Source organism: Mesorhizobium neociceri (assembly GCF_013520985.1).
In the GTDB taxonomy this organism is placed as follows: Bacteria; Pseudomonadota; Alphaproteobacteria; order Rhizobiales; family Rhizobiaceae; genus Mesorhizobium; species Mesorhizobium neociceri.
Window position 1 is genome coordinate 545,701 of record NZ_JACDTY010000002.1, and the last position, 22,765, is coordinate 568,465.

The window sequence follows — 22,765 nt, forward strand, 5'->3', positions numbered from 1 at the left end:
GATGATCGAAGCGCTGCCCGACCTCTTGCCGAGCTTCGGCCTCGAGCGCGCGGACATCGCTTTCGCCGTCAATGGCGCCGCCGTTTCGGTCAATGTGCCGCCGCTGCGCCGGCTGTCGCAGGTGCTGCGCGACGAATTGCAGCTGACCGGGACCAAGGTCGGTTGCGACGCCGGTGACTGCGGCGCCTGCACGGTGCTGGTCGACGGCGACGCCGTCTGCGCCTGCCTGATGCCTGCGGCCTCCGCAGCCGGGACATCGGTAACGACCGTCGAAGGCCTCGCCAATGGCCTTCTGTCGGCGCTGCAGGCATCTTTCCTGGCGCATGGTGCGGCGCAATGCGGTATCTGCACGCCGGCGCTGCTGGTCGCGGCAACGGCACTGCTGGAGACAAAGCCGAACCCGACAGAGGTCGAGGTGCAGGATGCGCTGGGCGGTATCCTCTGCCGCTGCACCGGCTACAGGAAGATCGTCGCGGCGGTGATGGATGCCTCCTTGCAGGCAGCCGGCCTGGATTTCCGCATGCCGCAATCGGGACATGCGATCGGCTCGTCGCCGGTTCGGCTCGACGGCGTGCCAAAAGTCACCGGCGGCGAGAAGTTCGGCGGCGATTCCTTCCCCGCCGATGCGCTGGCCGTGCTGGTGGTTCGTTCGCCGCATTATCACGCCAGCTTCGCCTTCGGTGATCTCGACGGCTGGGCGAAGAAGCACCCCGGCATCGCCGGTGTCTTCACCGCCGCCGACATTCCGGGAAAAAACTGTTTCGGTGTCATTGGGCCGTTCGCCGACCAGCCGGCGCTGGCCGAAGGTTTTGCGCGTTTGCGCGGCGAGGCTGTCGCGCTGGTCGCCGGTGAGCGTGAGACGATGCTCGATCTCGACCTCCAGGATTTCCCGGTCCGCTGGACCGAATTGCCGCATTTTCTGCTGCCCGGCGACGCGCAGGCCGACGGTGCGGCGCTGATCCACGCCAACCGCCCCGACAATTTGTTGACCAAAGGCTTTGTCGAACGCGGCGACCCGGAAGCGGCTCTTGCCGGCGCTGCCTTCACCGCGACCGGTGCCATCGACACCTCCTATGTCGAGCACGCCTATATCGAGCCGGAAGCCGGCCATGCCTATATGGATGGCGACACGCTGGTCGTCGTTGCCTGCACGCAGGCACCTTATATGGACCGCGACGACACGGCCAAGGTGCTCGGCCTTGCCGTCGACAAGGTGCGCATCGTGCCGACCGCGACCGGCGGCGGCTTCGGCTCGAAACTCGACGTCTCGCTGCAGCCTCTTATCGGCCTTGTGGCGCTGAAGACGGGCCGGCCGGCAGCACTGGCCTACACCCGCAACGAATCCATGATGTCGACCACCAAGCGCCATCCCTCCGAGATGAAGGCAACCATCGGCGCCGATGCCGTGGGTCGCGTCACCGGTATGGTCTTCACAGGCGATTTCAACACCGGCGCCTATGCCAGCTGGGGCCCGACCGTCGCCAACCGTGTGCCGGTGCATGCCTCCGGCCCCTATGCGACACCGAACTACCGCGCCGAAGGCCGCGCCATCCACACGCACGGGCCGATCTCCGGCGCCTTCCGTGGCTTCGGCGTGCCGCAGGCGACGATCATGCAGGAGACGCTCTATGACGAGCTCGCTGGCAAACTGGGCATGGATCGGCTCGATTTCCGCTTGAAAAACTGCCTTCGGAACGGTTCCGAAACGGTTACCGGGCAGAGGCTGGAGTCGGGCGTCGGTATTTTCGAGTGCCTCGACTCTTTGCGGCCACATTGGGCTCGCGCGACGGCTGACGCAGATACATTCAATTCCTCCAATACGAGCAAAAAGCGCGGCGTTGGCGTCGCGTCCTGCTGGTATGGCTGCGGCAACACTTCGCTGCCCAATCCGTCGACCATAAGGGTTGGTATTGCGCCAGCGGGCGAGGTCATCTTGCATCAGGGTGCCGTCGATATCGGCCAGGGCTCCAACACCGTCATCACCCAGATCTGCGCCGACGCGCTCGGCCTGCCGCTGGAAAGATTCCGGCTGAAGAGCGCCGACACCGCGATCAGCCCCGACGCCGGCAAAACATCGGCCTCGCGCCAGACTTTTGTGACGGGCAAGGCTGCGGAAAAGGCCGGCCGCGCGCTGCGCGAAAAAATCCTGCGTTTTGCCAATGTCTCGGAGAAGGCATCTCTGCAATTGGACGGTCCGGCGATCGTCATCCGCGAGGGTGAAGCCACTCGCCGCATCGATCTCGCCGCACTTGATATGGATAGCGACGGCTTCGTCTTCCGCGCCGAGGAAACCTATGATCCGCCGACGCTGCCACTCGACGCCAAGGGCCAGGGCAAGCCTTACGCCGTCTATGGCTATGGCGCGCAGATCGCCGAACTCGAAGTCGATCTCAAGCTCGGCACAGTGAAGCTGTTGAAAATCACCGCCGCGCACGATGTCGGCAAGGCTATCAACCCGCTGCTGGTCGAAGGTCAGATCGAGGGTGGCATCGCGCAAGGCATCGGCATGGCGCTGATGGAGGAGTACATCCCCGGTCGCACCGAGAATTTGCACGACTATCTCATCCCGACCATCGGCGACGTACCGCCGATCGAGCACATATTGATCGAGGTTCCCGATCCGGAAGGGCCGTTCGGCGCCAAGGGCTTGGGTGAGCATGTGCTGATCCCGACCGCACCCGCGATCCTCAATGCCATTCGCCACGCCACCGGCGTTCTCATCACCAAGGTCCCGGCGACGCCGACGCGCATCCGCGCCGCGATTCGCGACAAGGAGGCACGCGCATGAGCGAGCTTGCCGAACGCTTCGAAACCCATGATCCCGGCGAGAAGCTGGTGGCGGAGAAGATCCGCTGCGATGCCTGTCCGGTCATGTGCTACATCGCCGATGGCCGCACCGGCGCCTGCGATCGCTACGGCAACGTCGGCGGCAGCATCGTGCGCATGGACCCTTTGACCATTCTCGACCACGCGGCCGAGACTGGCGGCGCCGTCGTGCCTTTCACCGCTGAAGGTGAGCAATGGGATGGCGAACTGGTCAACACCGGCCGCCGCTTCGTCACGGCCATCGGCGCCGGCACCACCTATCCCGACTACAAGCCGGCGCCCTTTATCGTCAGCCAGGAGGTCGAGGGCGTCGAGCTGGTGACGGTGGTCACCGAGGGCATCTTCTCCTATTGCGGCGTCAAGGTGAAGATCGACACCGACCGCCATCTCGGCCCGGAGACGGCAATCGTGCGCTCGCAAGGCGAGGCGATCGGCCACGTCACCACAGGCGAATATGGCTCGCAGATGCTGTCGCTGGGTGGCGTGCATCATCTGACCGGCGGCTCCAAGGCCGAAGGACGGGCAACCTGTGACGCGATGCTCAATCTGTGCAACCGCAAGCCGGTGGAACTGACCATCGACGGCGGCGCCACCATCATCGTCGAAGCCGGCAAACCACCTGCCATCGACGGCAAGCAGGAACACCGCATGCGCGTCGGCTGCGGTTCGGCCACCATCGGCATGTTCGCCACGCAATGGCGCGGCCTCGTCGACGAGGTGGTGGTGGTCGACGATCACATTACCGGCGTTGTCTCGGAGCATCAGGCCGGCAAGGTGCTGGGCTGGCAGGATACCGGCATCAAGATCATCGGCCGCCGCTCGACGCCAGGCCGCTATTTCAAGGTCTCCGAGCCCGGCCTCGGCTGGGGCGGCACCTCGATTTCCGACCCGCTGTCGATCCTCGGCGAGTGGAACGCCAAGAAGGGCGCGCGCCCGGGCCTGTCGCTGCTGATGGTTTCGACCACCGGCGAGCAGTTCGCCTATTACGAACTGGATGACGATCTGAAGCCTGTGGAAAAACCGTTCCCGGAGCGGCTGCAGAAATCGGTCGGCCTGATCGAGGACAATTGCGAGCCAGCGCTCTGCACCGTGCTGTTTATCGGCGGCGCCGGCGGATCGCTGCGCGCCGGCGTCACCGAAAACCCTGTCAATCTCACCCGCTCGGTGCAAGGCCTGAAGACTTATGTGACGGTCGGCGGCGCACCGGTCTATGTCTGGCCGGGCGGCGGCATCACGCTGATGGTCGACGTCACCCGCGTGCCGGAAGGCGCCTTCGGCTATGTGCCGACCCCGGCATTGGTAGCGCCGATCGAATTCACGCTGCGCCGCGACGACTATGTCAGGCTGGGCGGCTACGAGGCCGAGATCCGCAGCGTCGAGGATATTGTTACCAAGGGCGGCGAATACCTCAATCCCCGCCGTGGCACCGGTGCCGAGGCACACAATCCCTGGCCGCCGCTGGCGCAATTGCACCGCGCCGGCTCCACCGGGGCCGGCTGATGCAAGGCCCGCAGGTCAACTGGCTGCAGGACGGCAAGCGGCTGCACCTCAACCACGGGCCGATCGACCTGATCGTCGAAGCCTTCGGCGAGGCGGAGGAGTGTCGTGCCGCCTACGACCAGGTTGTCGCGCGCTTCCAGACGATCCTGATAGAGTTGGTCGAGGAGCTTCCCGAATTGCGGCTCCCGGCATTTTTCCTGGCGCCCCGCACCTTTGCCGGCCCGACGGCGCGGCGCATGGAAGCAGCGATCATGCCTTTGGCGGAATGCTTCATAACACCGATGGCTGCCGTTGCGGGATCGGTAGCCGACGAAATGCTCGCCGCACTGCTTGCCGGCCGCAAGCTCGATCGCGCCTATGTCAACAATGGCGGCGACAGCGCGCTTCATATCGGCAAGGGCCAGTCGATGAACCTGGCGATCGCCGGCACCGGCAACGGCATGGCCGACCGCATCACCATTCGCTCAGCAGACGGTGTGCGCGGCGTCGCCACCAGTGGCTGGCGCGGCCGCTCGTTTTCGCTGGGCATTGCCGACGCCGTCACAGTGCTGGCGCGCAGCGGCGCCGAGGCCGATGCGGCGGCGACGCTCATTGCCAACGCCGTCGACCTGCCCGGCAATCCCGCCATCAAGCGCATTCCCGCACAGGAGCTGTCGCCCGACAGCGACCTCGGCGCGCGGTTGGTGACACAAGCCGTCGGCACGCTTGCACGTGGCGACGTGGAGCGGGCGCTGGACAACGGCCTTGCTGTCGCCGAAGATTTTCGCCGGCGCGGCCTGATTGCCGCATCGGCGCTGTTTCTTGGCGGAGAGACCCGCATCAGTGGTTCCATGGCGCTTGCCGCGCCCAACAAAAGTCCAGGGAAGGAAGTTGCCCATGCCTGAGTTTCCGATCCGCAAGATCGCGGTTCTGACCGAAGAGATCTTTCACGATGGCGGGCCGGTCGCAGCCGCGCCGCGCCGCCGCGCCGCGGCCGTGGCGCTGGTGAAGAACCCGTTCGCCGGCCGTTACGTGGAAGAACTGCAGAGCGCCATGGACGATCTGAAGCCGCTTGGCCTGCTGCTCACGGACAAGCTCATTGCTGCATTGGGTGGCGACATCAAGCAGATCGACGCCTACGGCAAGGGCACCATCGTCGGCTCGTCAGGTGAGCTCGAACATGGCGCGCTGTGGCACGTTCCTGGCGGCTATGCCATGCGCGAGCGGCTCGGCGACGCCAAGGCGATCGTGCCGTCGGCAACCAAGGTCGGCGCCTTCGGCTCACGGCTCGACGTGCCGCTCGGCCACACCAACGCCGCCTATGTCCGCAGCCATTTCGACGCCATGGAGGTCGGCCTCAGCGACGGGCCACGTGCCGACGAAATCCTGTTTTGCCTCGCCATGAGCTGCGGTCCGCGCGTGCATGACCGCATGGGTGGCCTGGCCGTCGGCGACATCAAGGCTTGGGACGGCTTGCGATGAGCGGCGGGGACAATCTTCTGAAACTGGTCGAGGCCGAAGAGCCTGACGATAATGATTACCGCCTGCAGGAGCAGGTCGGCTTCATCCTGCGCAAGGCGCATCAGCGCCATGTCTCGATCTTTGCATCGCAGATCGGCGATCTGACGCCGCCGCAATTCGCAGCACTCGCCAAGCTGCACGATGTCGGCGAGACCTCGCAGAACCAGCTCGGCACGCTGATCGCCATGGATGCGGCGACGGTCAAGGGCGTCATCGACCGGCTGAAAGCGCGAGGTCTCGTCGACCTCACCAAACATGAGGTCGACAAGCGGCGCCTTCTGGTCAATCTGACACCGGAAGGCCGCGAGGCCATCGAACGGCTGATCCCGTTGGCACGCGCCATCACCCAGGAAACGCTGGCGCCGCTGACCGCCAAGGAGGCAGCAACCTTTATGCGACTGTTGGCGAAACTCGCCTAAGCAATTCCAGGAAAAGTGCGAAGCGGTTTTCCCGGGAAAAGCGCGTAGCGCTTTCCCTTGGGAATTGCGTCAAACAAAGAAATTTCAGGCGCGCAGCCTCGCGCCTTCCGGATCGAAAAACGGCATCGGCGCCACCACCGCGCGTGTCGGCTTGCCGTCAATGTCGATGCTGAGTTCGGTGCCGATGGCGGTGAACGGCAGCCGCAGATGCGCGGTCGCCAGCACCTTGCCCAGCGAATAGCCGTGGTCGCTGTAGGTGACGACGCCAGCATCCTCGCCGTCGGCGAAAACCCTGGCATCGGTCGCGGCAGGCTTGTCACCGTCGAGGATCAGCCCGGTCCAGCGCTCGTCGAGCCCCTTGTCGCGACCCTTGAGCAGGGCCTCGCGGCCGATGAAATCGCCCTTGTCGAACTTGATCCAGCGATCGAGCCCGACATGGAACGGCGTGCGGCTCTCGTCCATGTCGATGCCATGCGCCGGATAGGCCTTTTCCAGCCCGAGCGTGAACATCGCCAGCACGCCGTATGGCTTCAGGCCGAAATCGGCGCCAGCCCGCATCAGCGCGTCCCAGACAGAGGCAGCCTCGTCAGCCGGCACGAACAGCTCGAAGCCGAGCTCGCCGGTCACCCCTGTGCGTGAGATCAGCACCTTGGTCTCACCGACGCGCCCTGTCGTGAACGCCCAGCGCTTCAGCCCGTCGAGATCGGCATCCGACACCAGCGCCTTCAGCAGTTCGCGCGAGCGCGGCCCCTGTATGGTCGGGAAGGCCACGGCCGCGGTGATGTCTGTGACATAGGCTTTGCGCCCCTGCGCATGATGCTGCAGCCAGGGCAGCATTTTCAGCCGGTTGACCGAGCCGGTCACCAGCATGAAATGCTCTGATCCCAGCCGGAACACGGTGAGGTCGTCCATGATGCCGCCATCGTCGCGGCAGACCGTGGAATAGCGCACCTGTCCCGGCTTCATGGCGGCGGCATCGTTGACGATGACATGGTTGACCAGCGCCTCGGCTTCCGGCCCCTTGATATCCATCTTGCCCATCGTGCTGAGGTCCTGCACGCCGACATTTTTGCGTGTGTTCAGGTGCTCGTCGGCAATGCCGGAATAATATTTGGCCGAGACGAACTCGCCGCCGACCCGGCCCATCGTGGCGCCCAGGCCGACAATGCTGTTGTAGAAAGGGGAGCGCCGCTCAACCAAGAAACTTCTCCGTCATGCATGAAAAACGGCAGCGCCGGGCGGCGCTGCCGAGGTCGGATCGGTGAAGGGGGTTAACCCCCGTACACGTCGAACGAAAAATATTTGTCGTTGATTTCCTTGTATTTGCCGTTGGCGCGCAGCGCGTCGATGGCGGCGTTGAACTTGTCGGCCAGTTCCTTGTTACCCTTCTGCAGGGCGATGCCGACGCCGGGTCCGTGAATGGCCGGGTCGGCCGTCAGCGTGCCGAGCAGCTTGCAGCAGGCGCCGTCCGGCTTCTTCAGCCATTCGGTCAGGATGATCGAGCCGTCCATCATCGCGTCCAATCGGCCATTGGCCATGTCGGTGCGGGCGTCGTCGCCAGTCGGATAGGCCTTGACGGTCGAGCCCGCGTATTTCTGCTCGGCGAAATTCTGGTGGATGGTGGCACTCTGCACGCCCAGCACCTTGCCCTTCAGATCGTCGGGCGATGTGCCGACAACGGTCGAATCCTTCGGCACGGCGATGGCTGGCGGCGTCTGGTAGTATTTGTGGGTGAACTCGACCTTCTCAGCCCGTTCCGGCGTGATGGTGATGTTGATGATGGCGTCGAACTTGCCGGCCTGCAGCGCCGGAATGGAGCCATCGAAATCCTGCACGGAGAACTCGCACTCGGCCTTCATCTCAGCGCACAGCGCCTTGCCGAGATCAATGTCGAAGCCGCCCAGTGTGCCGTCCGAATTGGCATAGTTGAAGGGCGGATAGGCGCCCTCGGTGCCGATCCTGAGTTTCTCGGCAGAGGCAGCACCGGTGGCAAGCAGCAGAGCGGCGGAAGCGGCAAGCACGAAACGACCGAAAAGACGCATGTTCTGGTTCCCCGTTTGATTAAAGCAATTCCAGGGAAAGTGTTGGCGGTTTCCCGTCCGGAATTGCGCAAAAAGCAAGATAGAAGTCTACGGTCTTTGCGATGTGCGGCGGAGACGGAAACGACATGCTCTGCGGCGATCACGGCGCGGCAGCTGCCTGACTGTGATCTAAATTACATATTGCTGATGTGGGCAGGCAGATGCTGACTGGAGACAGGCAGTTCAGCCCTTGTGACGGTCATGGGAGGACCTCGATGGACCAGCAGGAATTCGTGCAGGAAGCCGCGCAACGGCGCATCGACGACGACATCGCCAAGCGCATCAAGGTCCACCAAGCCAATATCGAGCGGCTTGAAACCGCAAGGGACAGTGCCGGCAATCTCGAAGCCGCCGTCGCCAACCGTCCGCTGGTGATGCTGGCGCAGGGCGATTCCTGGTTTGACTATCCGCTGACCGGCAACGGATTTCCCTTCGTCGACACCGATGTGATCGCGCAGCTGCGCCGGATCGGCCCGATGCCGCCGACCATCCTCAACCTTGCCCATCATGGCGATGCGGCAACCGACGAGATGTCGCTGCCCAAGCAGCAACGGATGATTTCAGCCTTGCGCAACAAGGCGAACTGGCTGGACGGCAAGCCCGACGCCATCCTGTTCTCGGCCGGCGGCAACGACATTGCCGGCGACCAGTTCTGCATCTTCCTCGACTTCAATGACGGCCATGCCGCCGGGCTGAACAAGGACCGTTTCACCAAGGCGCTCGGCATGGTCGAGGCCTGCTACCTCGATCTGTTCGCGCTGCGCGACCGGGTGGCGCCCGGCGTGCCGATCTTCGGCCATTGCTATGATTTTCCGATCCCGAACGGTTCGCATCCGTCCTGTGTCGGCCCGTGGCTGAAACCGTCGCTCGACTTCTGCAACTGGTCGGTGGCCAAGGGCACGGTCATCGTTCACGACACGCTGGCGGCGTTCCGCGATGTGGTGAAGCGCCTGGCCGACGAGCCGCGCAACAATTTCCATCTGGTCGACACGCAGGGAACGTTGAAGGTGGCCGACTGGGCCAACGAGCTGCATCCCGATCCCGCCGGCTTCAAGAAGATCGCGCAGAAATTCGCCGATGCGTTGAAGGCAAAGCTGCAGACTTGATGGTTGGGCTACCTGTCGGCGGCGCCAAGGCGCCGTCGAGTTTATTTCACCCCGAAAAGGTCTCTGGCTTGCTCAGTCGTGTAGTAGCCAAGCCGGACATCCTCGGCGACCGATTTCGGATCGCGCTGGGAGGGATCGCCATAGCCGCCGCCGCCCGGCGTGCCGACGCGCACGCGGTCACCGGCCTTCAGTGCGATGTCCTGCTCCTTGGATAGATGCGGCGGTACGTGCGCCTCGCCACCGCGAAACACCGTGACCGTATTGGGCGCACCGTCCTTGCCGCCAAGCGCGCCTTGCGGGCCGAAGCGGCCATGGTCCATCACAAAGGACGCGCGGGCTTCTCCTCGCAATATCTCGACTTCATAGGCAAGCCCGAAACCGCCGCGCTGCTTGCCGGCGCCGCCCGAGCCTTCGCGCAAGGCGTAGTGGCGGTAGAGCACCGGAAACGCCTGCTCCATGATCTCGACCGGCGGCGATTTCGAAATGCCGATGGTCGAGCAGCCATTGGTCAGGCCGTCATGGCCTGAATTACCGCCATAGCCTCCGCCGGAGATCTGGTACATGACATAGTCGCGGCCGCGCGCCGGATCGTTGCCGCCGAGCGCGAAATTGCCGCTCGAGCCGGCGGGCGCCGCCGTCACTTTCTCCGGCAGCGCCTGCACCATCGCCGCGAACACCGCCTCGGCGATGCGCTGCGAGACTTCCGCCGCGCAGCCTGAAACCGGACGCGGATATTTCGCATCGAGGAAAGTGCCCTCAGGCCGCTTGACGATCAGTGGCTCGAAAGCCCCGGCGCTGATCGGCACGTCAGGGAAAATATGGCGCATGGCGAGGTAGACCGAGGACAAGGTCGTCGCCAGCACACTGTTCATCGGCCCGGCGCAGGGCTTTGATGAACCTGTGAAATCGAAGGTCAGCGTGTCGCCCTGCTTCTCAACGGCGAGCGCGATGGTCAGCGGCTCGTTGACCACGCCATCCGAGTCGACAAAGGCCTTCGAGCTATAAGTGCCGTCGGGGATGGCTGCAATGTTGGCGCGCATCTGCTCGGCGGCTCGGCGGCGCAGTTCGGCGATCGCCTCGACAACAGTTTCGTCACCGTAACGATCCAGGATTCCATTGAGCCGGTCTTGGCCAATCAGCAGTGCCGCGGCCTGCGCCCGGATATCGCCGATGCGCTGGTCGGCGACGCGAATGTTGGAGCAGATGATGGCGTAGATTTCCGTATCGAGCACGCCCTTCTTGAACAGTTTGACCGGTGGCAGCCGCAGGCCTTCCTGTTCGACGGCGGTGGCGGAAGCGGAGAAGCCGCCCGGCACCGAGCCACCAATATCGGGCCAATGGCCGGTATTCGATAGCCAGCAAAATATCTTGCCGTCCCGGTAGACCGGCATGGCGAAGCGCACATCCATCAGATGCGTACCGCCGAGATAGGGGTCGTTGACGATGTAGATGTCACCCGGCTCCGGCGCTAGGCAACGGCCGTCGGCGATCATCTCGATCACCGTCTTGGTCGAATACTGCATGACGCCGACAAACACCGGCAGGCCCTGGCTGCCCTGTGCGATCAGCGAGCCGTCGACGGCCGAATAGATGCCGTCGGAACGGTCATTGGCCTCGGCGATGACAGGCGAGAAGGCGGCGCGTGAAAAGGTCAGGTCCATCTCGTCGCAGACCTGCTGCAAGGCCGCCTGCAGAACCGAAAGCGTGATGGCGTCGAGCTTTTGCATCTCAGGCCTCGCCGATGTCGATGATGATGTTGCCGTCGGCGTCCGAGCGTGCGCGGTCGCCGGGTTCAAGCACGGTGGTGGCGTCCATCTGTTCGAGGATCGCCGGCCCTTCGATGACGGCATCGAGCGGCAGCTTTTCGCGCGCATACACCGGCGTATCGTGCCAGCGTCCGGCATACCAGACCGGCCTTGTCTCGCGCAGCGCCTCGTCGAGCGTCCTGGCGCGCCCGGCCGGGTCGATCAGCCGCGACAGGTCGATCGCCGGCCGCACGCCGGTGACCGAGGTGTTGAGATTGACCAGATTGGCGCGAATTTCCGGCAGTTCGACCTTGAAGCGGGCGAAATAGGCCTTTTCGAACAGCGCCTGCAACTCGTTCCGCGTCACCGATGACGACGGCAGCGCCACGTTGATGATGTGGGTCTGGCCGACGAACTGCATGTCGGCGGAATGGGTGACGCGGATCGTCTCCGGCTTTACAGCTTCCTTGCCGATAAGCTCTTCGCCTTCGCTACGGTGGCGTTCGAGCACCTCGCGAAGCCTGGCTTCATCGAGCACAGCGACCGGCTGGTTGATGGTGTTGACGAAGTCATGGCGCAGATCGGCGACGACGCAGCCAAGCGCATTGGTGATGCCCGGACGCGCCGGCACCAGCACACGGGGCAGGCCGAGTTCACGCGCCAGCGCGGATGCGTGCAGCGGCCCGGCGCCGCCGAAGGCGAACAGCGCGAAATCGCGCGGATCATGGCCGCGCGACACCGAGACCATGCGGATGGCGCCGGCCATCTTCATGTTGCCGAGCCGCAGGATTGCGCCCGCCGCCTCGACGCCGGAAAGGCCGGTAGCCTTGCCTATTCTGTTCTCGAAAATGCCGGTGACGCGCTCGACCGTGACCGGGTTTTCAACTGCCAGCAGCTTCTTCGGCGCCAGGCGTCCCAGCACCAGATTGGCGTCGGTGATGGTTGGCTCCAGGCCGCCGCGGCCGTAGCAGATCGGGCCGGGATTGGCGCCGGCACTTTCCGGGCCGATCTGGATCAGGCCGGCCGCATCGACGCGCGCGATCGAGCCGCCGCCGGCGCCGACTGTGTGCACTGCCACCATCGGCACATGGATCGGCATCGCATATTCGATCTCGATCTCGTTGGAGACCGCCGGTTCGGCGTTGCGGATCAGCGCCACGTCGGTCGAGGTGCCGCCCATATCGTAGGTGACGAGATTCTCGAAGCCGGCACGCTTGCCCGTATAGGCGGCGGCAATGACACCGGACGCCGGGCCCGACATCACGGTCTTGGCCGATTCCCTGGTGACGAAACGGGCCGAGATCATGCCGCCATTGCCGTTCATGATCAGGAAGTCGCGGGCATAGCCTTTGGCGGCCAATTCCTTGCGCAGCCGCTCGACATAGCGCTCGAGGATCGGCTGCACCGAGGCGTTGACCGCGGCGGTCACGCCGCGTTCGAATTCGCGCGCTTCCGACAGCAGCGCATGGCCCGTGGTGATGTAGCTGTTCGGCCAGAGCTCGGCGGCAATTTCGGCGGCGCGCCGCTCATGCCTGGGGTTGGCATAGGAGTGCAGGAAATGGATGACCAGGGATTCGCAACCGAGGTCGACCAACACGTTCACTGCCGCGCGCATCTCGGCCTCGTCGAGCGGCGTGCGTACCGCGCCCGAGGCCTCGACGCGCTCCGACACTTCCAACCTGAGATCGCGCGGGATAATCGGAACGAACGTTCCGGTCATGCCATAGGGCTGTGGCCGTGTGCGCCGGCCAAGCTCGATCACGTCGCGAAAACCGCGCGTGGTGATCATGCCGGTCTTCGCCAGCCGGCGTTCCAGAACCGCATTGGTGGTGGTGGTCGTGCCATGCACGATGAGGTCGATGCCGTCTATGGCAAAGCCGGTGGCGCCAAGCGCTGAAACCACGCCGAAAGCCTGGTTGTCGACCGTGGTCGGCGTCTTGGCGATATGCACCCTGCCGCCGTCCTTGCCGTCGATCAAAATGAGGTCGGTGAAGGTTCCGCCGACATCGATGCCGGCAACGACGTTACCGAGGGAATCCGGCTGTTGCACCGAAAAATTCTCTTTCATTGTCGAAACCCGAAATGCCAGGACTACGAATGTGCCGCAGTTTGGAAAGCTGTTCTACCGTGGTATCTTGACGCAAATATCGTTTGTATACTAATAAATTCCGGACACAAGAGCTTACCGCTTTCCAAAGGCTTACCGCTTCGATGTGTGTGAACGGCACGCCGGGACCTGAACGGTCCGGGCGCGCAGGAAATGGTTTGGCGCCCGCATAGTTGAGTGGGCAAGACAGAGTTGGATTTGATGAACACCACATCCGCATTCAACACGGCCGGAGCCCGTCCGCTGCAGTTCCCGATTCCGGCCAATGTCTATGCCGAAACGGTGGTGTCGGTGAAGCACTACACCGACCGCCTGTTCTCGTTCCGCATCACCCGTCCGCAGTCGCTGCGCTTCCGCTCCGGCGAGTTCGTCATGATCGGCCTGCCCAATGCCGAAAAGCCGGTATACCGCGCCTATTCGGTGGCCAGCCCGGCCTGGGACGAAGAGCTTGAATTCTTCTCGATCAAGGTGCCGGACGGCCCGCTGACCTCCGAGCTGCAGAAGATCCAGGTCGGCGACACCGTCATCATGCGCCAGAAGTCGACCGGCACGCTGGTCGTCGACGCGCTGACCCCGGCAAAGCGCCTGTTCATGATCTCGACCGGCACCGGCATTGCGCCCTTCGCCAGCCTGCTGCGCGATCCCGACACCTACGAAAAGTTCGAACAGGTCATCCTGACCCACACCTGCCGCGACAATGCCGAACTGGTCTATGGCCAGGAGTTGGTGGCGGGGCTCGAGACCGACCCGCTGATCGGCGAACTGACCGGCGGCCGCGTCACCCTCTATAACTCGACGACCCGCGAAGACTCGGCGCGCATGGGCCGCATCACCGCGCTGATCGGCTCCGGCAAGTTCTACGCCGACCTCGGCATCGAGAAGCTCAATCCGGAGACCGACCGCATCATGATCTGCGGCTCGATGCACATGCTGAAGGACGTCAAGGAACTGGCCGAAAGCCTCGGCTTCCATGAGGGTTCGCTCAGCCATCCCTCGACTTTCGTCGTCGAGCGCGCTTTCGTCGGCTGACATCAGCCGGCGCTTCGGCGCCTGCGCTCTCGGATTCACGTTTTGACCATACGGTCAAAATTCAGCTGCTCTCGCCGCCTTTTTCCGCTATGACCGCTTGAAGGACTCGTGAAGCATCGATTCACGGGCTATCTTCGGCGTGTGTCGCCCAAAACCGCTATGCGGTCCGGGAGCAACGACACACACCACGACGTAAAATCGTCGAGCGAAAGGGCAGGAGATGAGCAGCACAATCCGCGAAGCCGATCTCGGCGCATCCAAGATCACGCCGCTACCGGCGCGTGCCGCCGCCAACACGCCCGTGCCGCAAACCCATGGCATTGCCCGCAACACCGGCATGCGGCTCGATCTCGGCTTCATGGAATCGGTGCGCTCCGTCAACCGCTCGGCGCTGGAGCGCCGCGTCGCCAGCCTGACCAAAAGGCGCTCGATCAAGGCCGACAACCAGGCCGCCTGGCTGCTGCGCGCCGTCTCCTGCATGGATTTGACGACGCTGAACTCCAACGACACCGAAGAGCGGGTGCGCCGTCTGTGCGCCAAGGCGATCAACCCGTTCCGCCGCGACATCGTCGAGGGTCTTGGCATCGAAGGCGAGAAAATCCGCCCGGCGGCGGTCTGCGTCTATCATCCCTTCGTCGCCACGGCTGTCGATGCCGTGCGCGGCACCGGCATCCATGTCGCCGCCGTCTCCACCGCCTTCCCGCACGGCCTCGCGCCGCTGTCGACGCGCCTGCAGGAGATCGAGGCATCGGTACGCGACGGCGCCGACGAGATCGACGTCGTCATCCCGCGCGGCCTGGTCTTCGGCGCCAAATGGCAGGAGCTCTACAACGAGATCGTCTCGATGCGCGAAGCCTGCGGCGATGCGCATTTGAAGGTCATCCTCGGCACCGGCGACCTCGCCACGCTGCGCAATGTCATGCTGGCCTCGATGGTGGCGATGATGGCGGGCGCCGATTTCATCAAGACCTCGACCGGCAAGGAAAGCGTCAACGCCACGCTGCCCGTTGGCCTCGCCATGGTTCGCGCCATCAGGGCCTATTTCGAGGAGACCGGCTTTCTCATCGGCTTCAAGCCGGCCGGAGGCATTTCCACCGCCAAAGCCTCGCTCGACTGGCTGGTGCTGATGAAGGAAGAACTCGGACGGCCATGGCTGGAGCCGGACCTGTTCCGCTTCGGCGCCTCAAGCCTTTTGACCGATATCGAGCGCCAGCTCGAGCACCACCTGACCGGGCACTATTCGGCCAATCATCGCCACGCGATGGCGTGAAACCCCCACCCCGATCGGCTTTGCCGATCGACCCTCCCCACAAGGAGGAGGGTGAAGGAGGCACCACATGAACATTCTCGAACGCTATCACGCCATGGAATACGGGCCGGCGCCGGAAGCCCGCAACGAGGCCGATGCGTGGCTCGCCGCGCGCGACTTCGGCAAGGCGCTGTTCATCGACGGTGCCTGGAAAGCCGCTGCGGGCGGCAAGACCTTCGACACCAGCGAGCCGTCATCCGGCAAGCTGCTGGGCAAGATCTCGGATGCAGGCGCCGCGGATATCGACGCCGCGGTTGCCGCAGCCACCAAGGCACTGCCGAAATGGTCGGCATCTTCAGGCTACCAGCGTGCCAAAGTGCTCTACGCCATCGGCCGCGCCATGCAGCGGCATCAGCGCCTGTTCGCGGTGCTTGAGACAATCGACAACGGCAAGCCGATCCGCGAAAGCCGCGACATCGACGTGCCGCTCGCCATCCGCCATTTCATCCACCATGCCGGCTGGGCGCAGGCGCTGGACAAGGATTTCCCAGGCAACAAGGGCGTCGGCGTCGTCGGCCAGATCATCCCGTGGAATTTCCCGCTGCTGATGCTGGCCTGGAAGATCGCGCCCGCCCTTGCCGCCGGCTGCACGGTGGTGCTGAAGCCGGCCGAATTCACGCCGCTCACCGCTATTCTGTTTGCCGAAATCTGCGAGCGCGCCGGCGTGCCGAAAGGCGTCGTCAACATCGTCCAAGGCGGACCGGAAGCGGGCGTGGCCATCGTCAACCATCCCGGCATCCAGAAGATCGCCTTCACCGGCTCCTCCGAAGTCGGCAAGATCATTCGCAAGGCCACGGCTGGATCGGGCAAGAAACTGTCGCTGGAACTCGGTGGCAAGTCGGCCTTCATCGTCTTCGAGGACGCCGATCTCGACAGCGCCGTCGAAGGTCTGGTCGACGGCATCTGGTTCAACCAGGGCCAGGTCTGCTGCGCGGGGTCGCGGCTTCTGGTGCAGGAAGGCATTGCCGAAGCCTTGATCGCCAAGGTCAAGGTCAGGATGAGCCGGCTGCGCGTCGGCAGCCCGCTCGACAAGAACACCGATATCGGCCCGCTGGTCGACGCCACGCAGCTCGACCGGGTCAAAGGTCTGGTCGCCGAGGGCGCAAAACAAGGCGCCGTCTGCTGGCAGCCGGACGCAGCGCTGCCGTCTTCCGGCTACTATCATCTGCCGACGCTCGCCACCGGCGTTTCGCCGGCTAACATATTGGCACAGGAAGAGGTGTTCGGCCCGGTTCTGGCCACCATGACCTTCCGCAACACCGAGGAAGCGATCGAGCTTGCCAACAACACGCGCTATGGGCTTGCCGCCTCGGTGTGGAGCGAGAACATCAACCTAGCGCTGCACGTCGCGCCGCAATTGAAGGCCGGCGTCGTCTGGGTCAACGGCACCAACATGTTCGACGCTGCCTGCGGCTTCGGCGGCTATCGCGAAAGCGGTTTTGGTCGCGAAGGCGGGCGCGAGGGCATGCTCGAATATCTCACGGCAAAACTGCCGCTTGGCCCTGTCATCAAGCCGGCAATGTCTTCGGCACAGCCTGTCGAGCAAGCGGATGGTGGCGCCATCGATCGTACGGCAAAGCTGTTCATCGGCGGCAAGCAGGTCCGGCCGGACGGCAACTACTCACTCGCCGTCGCCACCGCCAAGGGCAAGCTCGCCGGCGAAGTCGGCCTCGGCAGCCGCAAGGATATCCGTGACGCCGTTGCGGCGGCCCGCGCCTGTAAAGCCTGGCCGGAAGCGACCGCCTACAACCGTTCCCAGGTGCTCTATTACCTCGCCGAAAATCTGTCCGGACGTGCCGGCGAGTTCGCCACCCGTCTCACGGAACTGACCGGCGCCAACGCCAAGGCGGCGCGGGAAGAAGTAGAACAGTCCATAGAGCGCCTCTTCCTCTATGCCGGCCTCGCCGACAAGTTCGAAGGCAGGGTGCATCAGCCGCCGGCCCGCGCCGTCACGCTGGCGCTGCACGAGCCGGTCGGTGTCGTCGGCATCGTGGCACCGGACAGCGGGCCGCTGCTCGGATTCATTTCCTTGGTCGCCCCAGCGCTTGCCATGGGCAACACCGTGGTCGCCGTGCCGTCGGAAAAATACCCGCTGCTCGCCACCGATCTCTACCAGGTGATCGAATATTCCGACGTCCCTGCCGGCGCCATCAACATCGTCACCGGTCGCACGGCGGAACTTGCCGGCGTGCTGGCCAAGCACGACGATGTCGACGGGCTCTGGCTGTTCGCCGATGCCGACACCTGCGCCAAGGCGGAGGCCGATTCCATCGGCAATCTCAAGCGCGTCTGGACCGGCAACGGCCGCAGCCTCGACTGGGCGTCCGATGAAGCCGCCGGCGATGCCCTGCTGCGCCGCGCCGTGGAGGTGAAGAACGTCTGGGTGCCTTACGGCGACTGAATGTCGCTGAGGCGCTTCGTGTTTGAACGAACCAAGGCAGCGTGACTCATTGTCCTGTTGTCATACATGTCGTTGCGTCAGAGCAGGCGATGTGCATTACATCGGCTGTCGTGAAGGTGATCGCGTTCGGGCTTGACGCCTGAACCTGTGTTCTTTAACGAGAAAAAACATATATTATTCGTGGACTGATGGATTGTGCAGGCCGCATAGTCGCGCCTGTCTGGTACAGGACGCCTTGGTCAGCCGTCAGTAAATCGGACTGAGCCAACAGGGCGAGGAGAAAAGCATGGCGGATCTGGCAGGCAAGGTCGTTGTCGTCACGGCGGCGGCGCAAGGCATCGGCAAGGCGAGTGCGCTGGCCTTCGCCAAGGCAGGTGCCGTCGTCCATGCCACCGACATCAACGAAGCGCTGCTGGCCGAACTCGCCAAGACATCAGGGATCAAGACCCGCAAGCTCGATGTTCTCAATGACGATGCAGTGACATCGGGCTTTGCCGAAATCGGCCGCGTCGATGTGCTGTTCAACTGCGCCGGCTTCGTCCATTCCGGCTCGATCCTCGAGATGAAGGATGCCGATCTCGATTTCGCCTTCAACCTCAATGTCCGCGCCATGATCCGCACCATTCGGGCCGTGCTGCCCGGCATGCTGGAGCGTGGCGACGGCTCGATCATCAACATGTCTTCCGTCGCCGGCGCCGGCAAGGGCGTGCCCAACCGCTTCGCCTATGGCGTCACCAAGGCCGCCGTGATCGGGCTCACCAAGGCGGTCGCCGCCGACTATGTCGCCAAGGGCATTCGCTGCAACGCCATCTGCCCCGGCACCGTCGAAAGCCCGTCGCTACAGGACCGCATGCATGCGCAGGGCGACTATGACGCGGCGCGGGCCGCCTTCATCGCCCGCCAGCCGATGGGCCGTCTCGGCACGCCAGAGGAAATCGCCGACCTTGCCGTCTATCTCGCCGGCGCCACCTACACGTCGGGGCAGGCCTACAATATCGACGGCGGCTGGTCGATCTGACCGCTTCCAGCCCTTATCGGGGATCGGTGGCTCCAGGAATCACGCGCACCGGTCGCCCTCAAACAGGAGAAATACGATGAAGTTGTTGCGCTATGGCGAGACAGGGAGCGAACGCCCCGGCCTGCTCGATGCGGACGGAACGATCCGCGATCTCTCCGCCCATGTCGCCGACATTGCCGGCACCGCGCTTCATCCGACCTCGCTGGACATGCTGTCGAAGCTCGACCCGAAGTCGCTGCCTGTCGTTTCCGGCAAGCCCCGTCTCGGCGCCTGCGTCGCCGGCACGGGAAAATTCATCTGCATCGGCCTGAACTATTCCGACCACGCCGCCGAAACCGGCGCCACCGTGCCGCCTGAGCCGATCATCTTCATGAAGGCCAGCTCGGCCATTGTCGGCCCGGACGACGACGTGCTGATCCCGCGCGGCTCGGAGAAGACCGACTGGGAGGTCGAGCTCGCCGTGGTCATCGGCAAGACAGCAAAGTATGTCAGCGAGGCCGAGGCGCTGGACTATGTCGCCGGCTACGCCGTCGCCCATGACGTGTCCGAGCGCGCCTTCCAGGCCGAGCGTCAGGGCCAGTGGACCAAGGGCAAGAGCTGCGACACGTTCGGCCCGACCGGCCCGTGGCTTGTCACCAAGGACGAAGTGGCCGACCCGCAGAACCTCAAAATGTGGCTGACGGTCAACGGCAAGACCATGCAGAACGGCTCGACCAAGACCATGGTCTACGGCGTCGCCTATCTCGTCTCCTACCTCAGCCAGTTCATGTCGCTGCACCCAGGCGACATCATCTCAACCGGCACGCCCCCCGGCGTCGGCCTCGGGATGAAGCCGCCGGTGTTCTTGAAGGCCGGCGACGTGGTGGAGCTCGGCATCGAGGGGCTTGGCCAGCAGAAGCAGACCTTTAAGGCGGATGCTTAGCCGCCTCTTCTCTTAGGGTCTGCTCTCTTAGGTCTGCGTGCACGACGGCTATGGCTTGACCGAGCCGGCGGGCGAGGAGCGGAGGCCACCCATCCGGCCGGGCGCTCCAAGGCCACCCGGTGATCCCATGGGTGTGCCAGAACCATCCGTTCGGTCAGGCGCATTGACGCCATCCTGTGGCCCGGTGGCCGGGCTGGCCGGGACATCATCGGGGTTGCTAGCGCGCTGGGCGGGTGCGCCGGGTTGGTCCGGCGACTGGCTTCCGGCTCTCTCTTGTCGAGATGCCGAGACAACATGCCCCTCCCGATCGAAGCGGACGTCGAGAAACGCCCGCACAATGCCTTTCGGCCCATCGTTCTGGTCGTCAAGCGCAAAGCCCAGGCCCGATTTGAGCCTTCGTCCCTGACGCTGCACGAACGTCTCGTAGAGTACGCCGCCGACGTGGCTGTGGGGGATCGGAGTTTCCGCCGCCAGATGCAGCACCTTGTATCCGCCCGGTGTCCTGGCCAGAGCCATTTCGACGCGCCGGCCTGCAAGCCTCGACGATTGCGGTCCGACCTTGAGCCGTCCGACCAGCAGTGCGCCTGACTTTGCGACCGCCAGGCCGCGGACCAGATAGTGCGTTTCATCAGGCCTGGCCTCTATCAGGCTTGCGACGATCTTCCCGTCGGGCCGGCGGATACCGGAGACAGCGATGACGTCGCCGGGCCTGATCCTGGACCGCCTGGAGAGGCGAGCAATGTCGACCTGTTGCCCCAGGATCCACAAGGAGCTGGCAGTCACGCGTTCAACGGGGCCGACCACTTCGCTGGTGACGTGGATTGCGCGGGTGACGGTACGGCCTGCCACCATCATCACCGCGACCCGCACGACATGCCCTATCTTCAGGCTGCTTGCGGTGGTGCGGGTGCCGTCGATCCAGACCGGCACGTCAGGGGAATAGCCAACGCGCACGCCGTTGACGAAAATACTGCCGAAACGCTGGACGGTTCCAACGATGCCGGTGCCGCCAATACCCTGGTCGCTGTCGGTCCCCGCCGTCCAGCCGGTGCCGCCAATGCCCTGGTCTTTCGAAGCTTCCCCCGCGCCGGCGGCCATGCCGCGCAACAGCGTCGGCAAGGCGGCTCCGAGCATCAGGAGACCGCGCCTTGTCAGGCTCCGGCTCATGCGGCGTCTCCGCCGCCGTCCTTGCGCTGGGGCACGTCTTCGGCAACCAGCGACGTCCCGTCCGTGGTGAGGATGTAGACGCCGCAATTCCACCGGCTGTTGCCGCCCGGATCGGTCCGGACAGCCTGGTTTGCGTGTTTGTTCAGTTGCAGCAGCATTTCGATCGCGAGTTTGCGGCTATACGCCTCCAGCGATCTGGCCAGCTCTTCGGACAGCCCGTCATAATGGACGGCGCGCTCGAGGAACGGCGGATCGTCGGCAAGGACGTTTTCGACAGACGCAGCGGCGTGGTCGCCGAGATTGCGGGCAAAATAGTAGAGCCGGACCTCGCCATCCTCGCGCGGCACCATTGCCCTTTCCAGGAGGACGATACGGTCCTTCTCGTCGATCTCAACGAGCTTGCGGTCGAGCCAGTCGTCGAGGACGGCCCTCGGCCGCAAATCGCGCGTCACCGACTCCACCAGCCCGGCAAAGGAAGCCTCCCCGGCTTCGCTCGCGCGCGGCAAGGGCAACGGCACACCTTTGGCATCGACAAAGGACGAATCGGCAAGCCAGCGCGCGACGATGGCGCTGGTTCTCGATACGGACTCGGGCACCACGCGTACCGGCGCGCCGGCGCCTCTTAGCCGGCTGACTTCCTTCCTGTGAATGCCTGTCAGCAGGCTGACCCTGCTGTCCGTCTGCTGCTTGTCGGGCAGGGCGAATTCATGCTCGGTGACATTGACGTAGAGTTGGCGCAGCAGATCGACAAAGGTCGGAAACGTCACCCCGCACCGGATCGCCAGCCGCACCAGCGGACGAAGCAGCCGGTTCAACGCGCCCTGGACCCCGGTGGCATCCAGATTTTGCCCCCCCGATCTGTTCATCGCCCACGTCCTTCACTTGCTGATCACGAAATCGATCGTCCATCCCTCAAAAGACGCTCGCCGAACCTACCGTGTGGGAAATGTCTCCACAAGAGTGCGCCAAGGCCCTTGCCCGAGTTGACGCGTGTGACTTTTTCCCACATGCTCGATTCAACTGTGGGATCATGACAAGGGGCGCCCTGCAACCACGGCAAAGGAGAGGTATTTGAAGAAGACGTATGTAAAGCCTGTTCTAGGCAGGCTTGGCAGCAAACCCCAAAGAAACTCAATCTCTGCCGATTCCACTCCTGAAAAAATCCCCCATACGAACCTTGCTGCTGCCGGAGAGATTGTTGCCATGGCGCAAAAGAATGACCTCGACCCGATTGTGTCCGTCACCGCCGGCGTTGTGTCGGCCTACATTTCCAACAACTCTCTCCCCGCAGCCGACCTGCCTGGTTTCATTGGTCAGGTTTACAGCTCGCTCAAGCATCTCGCGGATGGGTCCCCTGCCGCCCGAGCTAACGAACTCAAGGCGGCTGTTCCGGTCAAGAAATCCATCACACCCGACTTCATCTTCTGCCTCGAGGACGGCAAGCCGTTCAAATCGTTGAAGCGGCATCTCAGCGTGCACTACGGCCTGACACCGGATCAATATCGAATGAAGTGGAGCCTGCCTCCCGACTATCCGATGACGGCGCCAAACTATTCCACAAGGCGCTCGACGCTGGCCAAGTCCATGGGGCTCGGCCAGAAGCCCAGATAGATCGGCCAAGATAGCTCGCGCGCG

General features: G+C 63.9%; 18 protein-coding genes. 12 read left to right on the forward strand and 6 right to left on the reverse strand.

The features are described 5' to 3' along the window. Position 1 precedes the first annotated feature (1 nt). From H0241_RS06680 to H0241_RS06700, 5 genes are read left to right on the forward strand one after another with little or no spacing between them, the layout of a single operon-like run. A complete protein-coding gene (locus tag H0241_RS06680) occupies positions 2-2,788 on the forward strand; it encodes a molybdopterin-dependent oxidoreductase (RefSeq protein ID WP_407941729.1) in 2,787 nt (928 codons plus the stop codon). Further along, on the forward strand, positions 2,785-4,326 hold the full coding sequence (locus tag H0241_RS06685; protein WP_181056611.1) for a 6-hydroxynicotinate reductase: 1,542 nt from the start codon (positions 2,785-2,787) through the stop codon (positions 4,324-4,326). Before H0241_RS06680 ends, H0241_RS06685 begins: the two co-directional genes overlap by 4 nt. After that, positions 4,326-5,210, forward strand: a complete 885-nt coding sequence (locus H0241_RS06690) for a UPF0280 family protein (RefSeq protein ID WP_181056612.1) — start codon at positions 4,326-4,328, stop codon at positions 5,208-5,210. Before H0241_RS06685 ends, H0241_RS06690 begins: the two co-directional genes overlap by 1 nt. Then, complete coding sequence (locus H0241_RS06695; protein ID WP_023806235.1) at positions 5,203-5,787, forward strand: amino acid synthesis family protein; 585 nt, start codon at positions 5,203-5,205, stop codon at positions 5,785-5,787. The genes H0241_RS06690 and H0241_RS06695 overlap by 8 nt, the downstream gene beginning before the upstream one ends. After that, positions 5,784-6,245: a MarR family winged helix-turn-helix transcriptional regulator gene (locus H0241_RS06700; protein ID WP_181056613.1), complete on the forward strand. Its 462-nt coding sequence runs from the start codon at positions 5,784-5,786 to the stop codon at positions 6,243-6,245. The genes H0241_RS06695 and H0241_RS06700 overlap by 4 nt, the downstream gene beginning before the upstream one ends. An 84-nt stretch (positions 6,246-6,329) precedes the next feature. Here the strand turns inward: H0241_RS06700 and H0241_RS06705 are convergent, their stop codons facing one another. Continuing rightward, positions 6,330-7,445: an aminomethyltransferase family protein gene (locus H0241_RS06705; RefSeq protein WP_181056614.1), complete on the reverse strand. Its 1,116-nt coding sequence runs from the start codon at positions 7,443-7,445 to the stop codon at positions 6,330-6,332. 71 nt (positions 7,446-7,516) lie between these two features. Further along, complete coding sequence (locus H0241_RS06710; RefSeq protein ID WP_181056615.1) at positions 7,517-8,287, reverse strand: ABC transporter substrate-binding protein; 771 nt, start codon at positions 8,285-8,287, stop codon at positions 7,517-7,519. 254 nt (positions 8,288-8,541) lie between these two features. Here H0241_RS06710 and H0241_RS06715 point away from each other — a divergent pair, with 254 nt between their 5' ends. Next, the gene (locus H0241_RS06715; protein WP_181056616.1) at positions 8,542-9,432 is read left to right on the forward strand and encodes an SGNH/GDSL hydrolase family protein; all 891 of its coding nucleotides are present in this window, start codon (positions 8,542-8,544) and stop codon (positions 9,430-9,432) included. Between the two features lie 41 nt (positions 9,433-9,473). Here the strand turns inward: H0241_RS06715 and H0241_RS06720 are convergent, their stop codons facing one another. After that, positions 9,474-11,159, reverse strand: coding sequence for a hydantoinase B/oxoprolinase family protein (locus H0241_RS06720; RefSeq protein ID WP_181056617.1), 1,686 nt, complete (start codon positions 11,157-11,159; stop codon positions 9,474-9,476). Between the two features lies 1 nt (position 11,160). Further along, positions 11,161-13,245 (reverse strand): hydantoinase/oxoprolinase family protein, encoded by a 2,085-nt coding sequence (locus H0241_RS06725; RefSeq protein WP_181056618.1) that lies wholly within the window; start codon positions 13,243-13,245, stop codon positions 11,161-11,163. Between the two features lie 240 nt (positions 13,246-13,485). On the opposite strand from H0241_RS06725, the gene H0241_RS06730 reads away from it, so the two are divergent. The 5 genes from H0241_RS06730 to H0241_RS06750 all read left to right on the forward strand — a co-directional run bounded on the left by H0241_RS06730 (position 13,486) and on the right by H0241_RS06750 (position 19,963). Further along, positions 13,486-14,313 carry a ferredoxin--NADP reductase gene (locus tag H0241_RS06730; RefSeq protein ID WP_181056619.1) on the forward strand — a complete coding sequence of 276 codons (828 nt, stop codon included), beginning with the start codon at positions 13,486-13,488 and terminating at the stop codon, positions 14,311-14,313. 220 nt (positions 14,314-14,533) lie between these two features. Then, the gene (deoC, locus tag H0241_RS06735; protein WP_181056620.1) at positions 14,534-15,583 is read left to right on the forward strand and encodes a deoxyribose-phosphate aldolase; all 1,050 of its coding nucleotides are present in this window, start codon (positions 14,534-14,536) and stop codon (positions 15,581-15,583) included. 67 nt (positions 15,584-15,650) lie between these two features. Continuing rightward, positions 15,651-18,023: an aldehyde dehydrogenase family protein gene (locus tag H0241_RS06740; RefSeq protein ID WP_181056621.1), complete on the forward strand. Its 2,373-nt coding sequence runs from the start codon at positions 15,651-15,653 to the stop codon at positions 18,021-18,023. Between the two features lie 286 nt (positions 18,024-18,309). After that, positions 18,310-19,041, forward strand: a complete 732-nt coding sequence (locus H0241_RS06745) for an SDR family oxidoreductase (RefSeq protein ID WP_181056622.1) — start codon at positions 18,310-18,312, stop codon at positions 19,039-19,041. 76 nt (positions 19,042-19,117) lie between these two features. Further along, complete coding sequence (locus H0241_RS06750) at positions 19,118-19,963, forward strand: fumarylacetoacetate hydrolase family protein (RefSeq protein ID WP_181056623.1); 846 nt, start codon at positions 19,118-19,120, stop codon at positions 19,961-19,963. Positions 19,964-20,011: 48 nt separating this feature from the next. On the opposite strand, the gene H0241_RS06755 is transcribed toward H0241_RS06750, so the two are convergent. Together H0241_RS06755 and H0241_RS06760 are read right to left on the reverse strand one after the other, a co-directional pair. Continuing rightward, entirely contained in the window at positions 20,012-21,130 is a 1,119-nt protein-coding gene (locus H0241_RS06755; RefSeq protein WP_181056624.1) for a DUF5666 domain-containing protein, read from the reverse strand. Continuing rightward, on the reverse strand, positions 21,127-21,996 hold the full coding sequence (locus tag H0241_RS06760) for a DUF6502 family protein (protein ID WP_235984055.1): 870 nt from the start codon (positions 21,994-21,996) through the stop codon (positions 21,127-21,129). Before H0241_RS06760 ends, H0241_RS06755 begins: the two co-directional genes overlap by 4 nt. A 337-nt stretch (positions 21,997-22,333) precedes the next feature. Here H0241_RS06760 and H0241_RS06765 point away from each other — a divergent pair, with 337 nt between their 5' ends. Then, positions 22,334-22,741 carry a MucR family transcriptional regulator gene (locus tag H0241_RS06765; RefSeq protein WP_181056860.1) on the forward strand — a complete coding sequence of 136 codons (408 nt, stop codon included), beginning with the start codon at positions 22,334-22,336 and terminating at the stop codon, positions 22,739-22,741. The last annotated feature ends 24 nt before the right edge of the window (positions 22,742-22,765 follow it).